Here is a 1,074-nt window from a genome sequence, read left to right on the forward strand (position 1 = left end):
TTGCCAGAGGGTTGCCTGATAGAGTACCCGCTTGATACATTGGCCCTGCTGGCGCCACCATTGACATGATATCTCGGCGCCCACCATAAGCACCTACTGGTAAACCGCCACCAATAATTTTACCCAAAGTAGTTAAGTCAGGTGTAATGCCAAACTTTTCCTGGGCGCCACCATAAGCGATACGAAAACCAGTCATAACTTCATCGAACACAAGTAAGGCGCCGTGTTCGTGGGTTAGTTCGCGCAGTCCCTCTAAAAAGCCAGCATCAGGAGTAATAAAACCAGCGTTACCTACAACAGGCTCAAGAATGACACCAGCAATTTCATCGCGGTTTTGTTCAAATAGTGCTTTTACTGCTTCCAAATCATTGTATGGTGCATTGAGAGTGTTAGCAGTAGTTGATTTTGGGACTCCTGGTGAGTCGGGAAGACCAAGCGTTGCAATGGATTCGCTATGCGCTTGATGCACAACATACCTGCACACCTTTGCTGCTCAAGCAGTGCACAACCGTGTCCATGCTTTTGGTCATATGGTGCAGCAGCATGCCTGCCCCTGAACGCCACACAGGCAACAGATTTTTTTGTGTTCGTTACCTTGGTTGCATCACAGTATTGATTAGCATTGATGTTTTCTGCATGCTACCCAACCAACCAATGACCAACTTGCTTGTGCAGTACACGCCTGCAGGTTGCTGGCCGTGCTGCAGACGCTAGCCAGCCTGCAGTCCAATCATAACCTGGTGATGCACACCTGGATAGGAGCTGCAAGTAGCTGGTGGCAGCTTGATAGCGAAGCAGTACAAGCCAGGAGAATAATTGTTGAAGGGTGCTGCAGCTGCTTCTGGTGGCAGCACCTACTGAGACACGGCACGGCTGTAGCTCTCAGGGCTGATGGGCATCCGTGCCTGGTACCTATGCTGGCTTTTGATAGTTTCAGGTGAGCAGCAGCTTGGTGTCAGTGGGTGTGCGACTTCCTGCAAGGGCTTGAATTGCGTTCAGCAAAGCAGTAGCTGTGCAAGCATGGTGCAGCCCAGTGTGCTGTGGCAGCCTGGCTGGCAGTGAAAGTGTGAGCAG

The 1,074-nt window shown here is 50.8% G+C and carries 1 pseudogene; it reads right to left on the reverse strand.

Features of this window, described 5'->3' with window-relative positions:
* Positions 1-445: pseudogene (locus AC2JBO_RS44990) on the reverse strand (aminotransferase class III-fold pyridoxal phosphate-dependent enzyme); the annotation flags it as partial.
* Positions 446-1,074 lie beyond the last annotated feature (629 nt).

This window comes from Calothrix sp. CBUCES-K 9914, from assembly GCF_059640475.1.